The organism is Oryzicola mucosus, from assembly GCF_014534685.1.
In the GTDB taxonomy this organism is placed as follows: Bacteria; Pseudomonadota; Alphaproteobacteria; order Rhizobiales; family Rhizobiaceae; genus Oryzicola; species Oryzicola mucosus.
Window position 1 is genome coordinate 1 of sequence record NZ_JACVVX010000020.1, and the last position, 6488, is coordinate 6488.

Genomic DNA, 6488 nt, shown 5'->3' on the forward strand with positions numbered 1-6488 from the left:
CAACACGTTCACGCAACGCCATCGGTAGCGGCTTGCCCATCGCGGTTCTCCTTCGAACCTCAATGAATCATCCCCCAACCAAAATGGGAATCCTGAATCACGTCAAACGCGACACGCTTTAGGAACGCAGCGCTGCTTCGATCTTGTCCAACGCCTCCGCCTTACCGAATCCTGTCAGGAAGGCGAGGGTTGTCATTGACGGGACACCGAGGTCTTTCGGTAACTGTGCGGTCGAGACAACCAGATCGATCCCGTTCAGCATGGAGCGCACTTCCGCCACCTTGCACTGGCTGGAGTTGATATCGATGCCACGTTGTTTCATCGCCTCGGTCACCGCGCTGTTGACCAGGGTCGATGTCGCCACGCCCGTTCCGCAGCAGAAGAGGACATTCTTCTTCAAAGCCATGACGTTCTATCTTCCTTGCTTGCCGACGTCCCGCAGCAGAGCATGCAGATCGTCAGCCGTTTTCGCCAGCAGCATTTTTGCAACAAGCGCCTCGTCCTGAATGGTCAGAAGCACCTGCTGCAAGGTCTCTATCTGGCGGTCCTTGTCGTTGATGGCGAGCATGAAGACGATCCTCACCGGCACGTCTTCGTCTGGGTCTTCCATATTGGCGAAAGAGACAGGCTTTGCCAAAGTGGCCAGTGCTATGCCAGCACGCAGAACATGCTTGGGATCTGTGTGAGGTACAGCGACATTGCTGTCGCCGCCCATTGGCAATCCGGTCGGCAACTCCGCCTCCCGTTTCAGCACCGCATCCACATAGCTGTCCCGAACGTAGCCCAGAGCCGTCAGGCGCTGGCCCAGGAGGCGGATAACCTCCTGGCGGGTTGAAGCCTCCGCGTTGGCAAAGATCGCTTCATGCGGGACAGAGCCGGACAGCGTGTCCGTCATGCCTCAGACTCAACATCGTCAGCGCCGGCCGCCCGTTCCCATGCCTCCGTATTGCGTCGATAGAGCCAGAAGCACAGGCCGATGATCAAGGCGAGCACGCCAAGCCCCACCACGGCGAAGTTCTGGATTGCCGCGATCACGACGTAGGAAATCCACAGGAAGCCGTCCACAACCGAAGTGATTTGCACCGCGTTGGCGGGAAGCGTGAAGCCGGATGCCACGGCGGCGCTGGTGAACAGCGGGGCGAGGGCGTTGGCGACATAGAAACCGGCGGTCAACGTGATCGTGCCCACGATCACCATGCGGAAGACGTTGCCGCGAAGAACCGGCGCGGTCATGGCCACGATGAATGGGATGACCGCGAGGTCGGCAAACAGGATCACCCGGTTGCCGGGCAGGATGATGGACAGCACGATGGCGATCGGCACAAGGATCAGCGATGACGAGATCGCAGCCGGATGACCGATCAGAATCGCGGAATCAAGGCCTACCAGCAATTCGCGGTCACCGGCCCGCTTGCGGACAAACTCGTGCGCCGCCTCGGAAACCGGTAAAAGGCCTTCCATTAGAATCTTGACCATGCGCGGCAAGAGCAGCATGGCGGCCGCAAGCGTCATGCCCGTCTGCAGGACCTTCGAAATCACCGTGCCTGCGTCGCCGGCGTTGTAGTAGGCGATGAGACCGAGAACAAGACCGATGATGAGGCCGAGAATGATCGGTTCACCGAACACGCCGAGGCGGCGCTCAATGGTCTCGTTGTTGATCTCGATCTTGTTAATCCCGGGAATACGGTCAAGCACCCAGTTCACGACGATGGCTATCGGCAGGATCTGGGCAGAGGCAAGATGCGGCACTGAGACGCCCGGCACGCCATAGAACTTTTGTACGGCGCGCGCCGACCAGTCCGCGAACAGAAGTGCAAGCGCTGCCATGAGGGCGGCGGCTACCAGTCCATAGGCAAGGCTGCCGGTGGCGGCGGTAGCCAGCGATCCGATAAAAGCGAAGTGCCAGAAATTCCAGACGTCGACATTGAGCGTGCGCGTCATTCTGGTCAGCAACAGAACAATGTTGACGGCGATGCCTATGGGAATGACCCAAAGACCCACGGACGAGCCAAATGCAATCGCTGCTGCCGACGGCCAGCCTACATCGATGATGTCGCGCTGTATGCCGGTATTCTTGACAATCGCCTGCGCGGTATCGCCGATTGCACCCAGCATCAGGCCAAGCACCAGATTGATGCCGATGAACGCGACGCCGATCGTAACGGCTGCTCGAAAGGCTTTGCCGGCCTTGGCTCCCAAAACGAGAGCGATGATGAAGATGACAATGGGCAGAAGCACGGTCGCGCCCAACGTGTCGACCACGGCCTTGAGGCCGCTCAATATAGAATCCATGTGAACCCTCCCCGGGAGACGAATATCGGTAAAACGAACATTTGTCTCAAGTTACAAACAGAAGTTGCCGTCTAGGCTTTCGTCTGTCAATCGGGTGCCCACGATTCTTATGCAAGACAGGAGAAGCGAGCAGGCTGTCGAGATTAGTTCAACGCTTCTCATCAAACACGACGATGGAGACTTCGCCTTCCATGGCGCCTTGATAAGCGGAGAGATGCGGCTCTTCATCCGGCACATCCTGGAGGTCGCCGATCTGGTCGAGCTCCGCTTCCGCGTAGCCCTCCTTGGAAAGCGCATCAAGCGCGGTGCGAACCGCCGTGTCGTCGTCGGGGGAGACGAGCATGAGATGGACACCTTCCGAGCGGCCGCCCTTCTTTCTCCAGACGCGGCCGGTGATGATGGTCACGGGGCGTTCTTCGTTGTCGTTCATGATGCCATTCCTTGAAGAATCGATGGTCGTCGGAATCGTATCGCATGCTGCTGGGCAAGAATCAGCCGCCCCGTCCAGAATCGGAGCACAAAGCGATTCTTAGTCGGGCAAATCCCTGATCTTTTTCCGCCTCCGATCCTGGTTTATGGAGGACATTTAGGGACGAGGATGCTTATTTTCTTCCCATCACGGAACTTTCTGCGTAACAAAGTGACCAACGGGCCGTCTGGCGCCCTCAACCCCGCCAATTCCCGAGATTCTTAACGGATCGGGGTTGACGTAAAGCGGGGTTGGGGGTAGAAGCCGCCTCGTCTGAGCCGATGTGAGGCTGGGTTTTTCGAAGCGACGCGCTTTGGAGTTCGCCTCAAACAAGGTTCGTTTTTACGAGCGAAGAAGACATTTCCGGCGCGCATGAAGCTGCAAGGCTTCCTCTGCATATTGTTCGGGCAGGACCGTTAGAGGCGGTTTGTGGCCCGAATTTGCGTATGGATATGCGCTTGAAGCCGCCCCGACGGGCTTGAGACACGGAATTGAGAGACAAGAGGGTTTAATGCCTACCGTCAACCAGCTGATCCGCAAGCCGCGCATTGCGCCGGTGAAGCGCAATAAGGTTCCGGCCATGCAGGCCAACCCGCAGAAGCGTGGCGTTTGCACGCGCGTCTATACGACGACGCCGAAAAAGCCGAACTCCGCCCTGCGCAAGGTTGCCAAGATTCGCCTGACCAACGGCTTCGAAGTGATCGGCTACATCCCGGGTGAAGGCCACAACCTTCAAGAGCACTCGGTTGTCATGATCCGCGGCGGCCGCGTCAAGGATTTGCCGGGCGTTCGCTACCACATCATTCGTGGCGTGCTCGACACCCAGGGCGTCAAGAATCGCAAGCAGCGCCGTTCGAAGTACGGTGCGAAGCGTCCGAAGTAAGGTTTTCCGGTGCTGGCGCTTTTTCAAAGTGCCGTGCCGACGTTAGCGAGAGACGAGAACGATGTCCCGACGTCACAGTGCAGATAAGCGCGAAATCAACCCGGATCCGAAGTTCGGTGATCTGGTTGTTACCAAGTTCATGAATGCCGTCATGTATGACGGCAAGAAGTCGATTGCCGAGACGATCGTCTATGGCGCCCTCGATCAGGTGCAGTCCAAGACGAAGCAGGAGCCGGTCGCCGTGTTCCATCAGGCTCTCGACAATGTTGCGCCGCACGTTGAAGTGCGCTCGCGCCGTGTCGGTGGTGCTACCTACCAGGTTCCCGTTGACGTCCGCCCCGAGCGTCGTCAGGCTCTCGCTATCCGTTGGCTGATCACCGCCGCTCGCAACCGCAACGAGACCACGATGGTCGATCGTCTGTCAGGCGAGTTGATGGATGCCGCCAACAATCGCGGTACGGCCGTCAAGAAACGTGAAGACACCCACAAGATGGCGGAAGCCAACCGCGCCTTCGCGCACTACCGCTGGTAATCGCGCGAACGAACGACTGAGAGGCACCTCCCATGGCCCGCGAATATAAGATCGAAGACTACCGTAATTTCGGTATTATGGCGCATATCGACGCCGGCAAGACGACCACGACCGAGCGCATCCTGTATTACACGGGCAAGTCGCACAAGATCGGTGAAGTCCATGACGGCGCCGCCACCATGGACTGGATGGAGCAGGAGCAGGAGCGCGGTATCACCATTACCTCGGCTGCCACCACGACCTTCTGGAAGGGTCGCGACGGCAAGCAGCGCCGCTTCAACATCATCGACACCCCCGGTCACGTCGACTTCACCATTGAAGTCGAGCGTTCGCTGCGCGTGCTCGACGGTGCAATCGCTCTGCTGGACGCCAACGCAGGTGTCGAGCCGCAGACTGAGACCGTCTGGCGCCAGGCCGACAAGTATCATGTCCCGCGCATGATCTTCTGCAACAAGATGGACAAGATCGGTGCGGACTTCTACCGCTCCTACGAGATGATCAAGAGCCGCCTCGGCGCCACCGCCGTTGCCGTGCAGCTGCCGATCGGCGCCGAGAACGAGTTCAAGGGCGTCGTCGACCTGATCGAGATGAACGCACTCGTATGGCGCGACGAAAGCCTCGGTGCCGCCTGGGACGTCGTCGAGATCCCTGCAGACCTGCAGGAGCGCGCCGAAGAGTTCCGCGAGAAGATGATCGAAGCCGCCGTCGAAATGGACGAGACGGCTCTCGAAAATTACCTCGAAGGCAAGATGCCTTCGAACGACGAACTGCGCGCGCTGATCCGCAAGGGCACCATCGCCGTCAAGTTCTTCCCGATGTTCTGCGGCTCTGCCTTTAAGAACAAGGGCGTCCAGCCGCTTCTGGACGGCGTCGTCGAGTTCCTGCCTTCCCCGGCCGAAGTTCCGGCCATCAAGGGCATCGATCCGAAGACCGAAGCCGAGATCGAGCGTCATTCGTCGGATGACGAGCCGCTCTCGATGCTGGCTTTCAAGATCATGAACGATCCGTTCGTCGGCTCGCTGACCTTCTGCCGCATCTATTCCGGCAAGCTTGCCAAGGGCGTTTCCCTCGACAACACCGTCAAGGGCAAGAAAGAGCGCATCGGCCGCATGCTGCAAATGCACTCGAACTCCCGCGCCGACATCGAAGAAGCTTTCGCCGGCGACATCGTTGCGCTGGCAGGCCTCAAGGAGACCACCACCGGCGATACGCTCTGCGATCCGCTGAAGCCGGTCATCCTCGAGCGCATGGAATTCCCCGAGCCGGTCATCCAGATCGCGATCGAGCCGAAGACCAAGGGCGACCAGGAAAAGATGGGCCTCGCCCTCAACCGCCTGGCTGCCGAAGATCCTTCGTTCCGCGTCAAGTCGGATGAAGAGTCGGGTCAGACCATCATCGCCGGCATGGGTGAGCTTCACCTCGACATCATCGTCGACCGCATGCGTCGCGAGTTCAAGGTCGAGGCGAATGTCGGTGCTCCGCAAGTGGCTTATCGCGAGACCATCAGCCGCACCCACGAGCAGGACTACACGCACAAGAAGCAGTCGGGCGGTACGGGCCAGTTCGCCCGCGTCAAGATCATCTTCGAGCCCAACGCCGAAGGCGAAGACTTTGTGTTCGACTCCAAGATCGTCGGTGGTTCGGTGCCCAAGGAATACATCCCGGGCGTCGAGAAGGGCATCCGCAGCGTTCTGACCTCCGGTCCGTTCGCAGGATTCCCGATGATCGGCGTCAAGGCGACCCTGATCGACGGTGCCTACCACGATGTCGACTCCTCGGTCCTGGCCTTCGAAATCGCCGGACGTGCGGCTCTTCGCGAAGCAGCGCCGAAGCTCGGCGTCCAGCTGCTCGAGCCGATCATGAAGGTCGAGGTCGTGACGCCGGAAGATTACGTCGGCAACGTCATCGGTGACTTGAACAGCCGTCGTGGCCAAATTCAGGGCCAGGAAAGCCGCGGTATCGCCGTCGTCGTCAACGCGATGGTGCCGCTTGCGAACATGTTCAAGTATGTCGACAGCCTGCGTTCGATGTCTCAGGGCCGCGCCCAGTACACGATGCAGTTCGACCACTACGAGGCGGTTCCGAACGCGGTCGCCCAGGAAGTTCAGAAGAAATACGCGTAGTTCGACAGAATTTTCACGCGACAAGATTAACTGCCCCATGCGGGCAAGCAGGATTGGAGACCTCACATGGCAAAAGGTAAATTCGAGCGTAATAAGCCTCATGTGAACATTGGCACGATTGGTCACGTCGACCATGGCAAGACGTCGCTGACGGCGGCGATCACGAAGTACTTTGGCGAGTACAAGGCG

General features: G+C 59.0%; 8 protein-coding genes. 4 read left to right on the plus strand and 4 right to left on the minus strand.

Annotated features, from left to right (window positions below; genetic code table 11):
* Nucleotides 1-118 precede the first annotated feature (118 nt).
* The 4 genes from ICI42_RS23305 to ICI42_RS23320 all read right to left on the minus strand — a co-directional run bounded on the left by ICI42_RS23305 (nt 119) and on the right by ICI42_RS23320 (nt 2722).
* Nucleotides 119-406, minus strand: a complete 288-nt coding sequence (locus ICI42_RS23305; protein WP_188167004.1) for a PTS sugar transporter subunit IIB — start codon at nt 404-406, stop codon at nt 119-121.
* A gap of 6 nt (nt 407-412) precedes the next feature.
* A complete protein-coding gene (locus tag ICI42_RS23310) occupies nt 413-895 on the minus strand; it encodes a PTS sugar transporter subunit IIA (RefSeq protein ID WP_188167005.1) in 483 nt (160 codons plus the stop codon).
* Nucleotides 892-2292: a PTS galactitol transporter subunit IIC gene (locus ICI42_RS23315; protein ID WP_188167006.1), complete on the minus strand. Its 1401-nt coding sequence runs from the start codon at nt 2290-2292 to the stop codon at nt 892-894. The genes ICI42_RS23310 and ICI42_RS23315 overlap by 4 nt, the downstream gene beginning before the upstream one ends.
* Before the next feature lie 148 nt (nt 2293-2440).
* Nucleotides 2441-2722: a transcriptional regulator gene (locus tag ICI42_RS23320; RefSeq protein WP_188167007.1), complete on the minus strand. Its 282-nt coding sequence runs from the start codon at nt 2720-2722 to the stop codon at nt 2441-2443.
* A 550-nt stretch (nt 2723-3272) separates the two neighbouring features.
* On the opposite strand from ICI42_RS23320, the gene rpsL reads away from it, so the two are divergent.
* The 4 genes from rpsL to ICI42_RS23340 form a co-directional block, all read left to right on the plus strand.
* A complete protein-coding gene (rpsL, locus tag ICI42_RS23325; RefSeq protein ID WP_008837709.1) occupies nt 3273-3644 on the plus strand; it encodes a 30S ribosomal protein S12 in 372 nt (123 codons plus the stop codon).
* Nucleotides 3645-3705: 61 nt separating this feature from the next.
* Nucleotides 3706-4176, plus strand: a complete 471-nt coding sequence (rpsG, locus tag ICI42_RS23330) for a 30S ribosomal protein S7 (protein ID WP_188167008.1) — start codon at nt 3706-3708, stop codon at nt 4174-4176.
* Between the two features lie 32 nt (nt 4177-4208).
* Nucleotides 4209-6299, plus strand: coding sequence for an elongation factor G (gene fusA, locus ICI42_RS23335; RefSeq protein ID WP_188167009.1), 2091 nt, complete (start codon nt 4209-4211; stop codon nt 6297-6299).
* Between the two features lie 66 nt (nt 6300-6365).
* On the plus strand, nt 6366-6488 hold a 123-nt coding region (locus tag ICI42_RS23340; protein WP_230980272.1), incomplete at its 3' end, for a GTP-binding protein.

Coding starts and splice junctions, on each gene's coding strand:
- rpsL (WP_008837709.1), top strand. CDS start 3,273: ATGCCTACCGTCAACCAGCTGATCCGCAAGCCGCGCATTGCGCCGGTG.
- rpsG (WP_188167008.1), top strand. CDS start 3,706: ATGTCCCGACGTCACAGTGCAGATAAGCGCGAAATCAACCCGGATCCG.
- ICI42_RS23320 (WP_188167007.1), bottom strand. CDS start 2,722: ATGAACGACAACGAAGAACGCCCCGTGACCATCATCACCGGCCGCGTC.
- ICI42_RS23310 (WP_188167005.1), bottom strand. CDS start 895: ATGACGGACACGCTGTCCGGCTCTGTCCCGCATGAAGCGATCTTTGCC.
- fusA (WP_188167009.1), top strand. CDS start 4,209: ATGGCCCGCGAATATAAGATCGAAGACTACCGTAATTTCGGTATTATG.
- ICI42_RS23305 (WP_188167004.1), bottom strand. CDS start 406: ATGGCTTTGAAGAAGAATGTCCTCTTCTGCTGCGGAACGGGCGTGGCG.
- ICI42_RS23315 (WP_188167006.1), bottom strand. CDS start 2,292: ATGGATTCTATATTGAGCGGCCTCAAGGCCGTGGTCGACACGTTGGGC.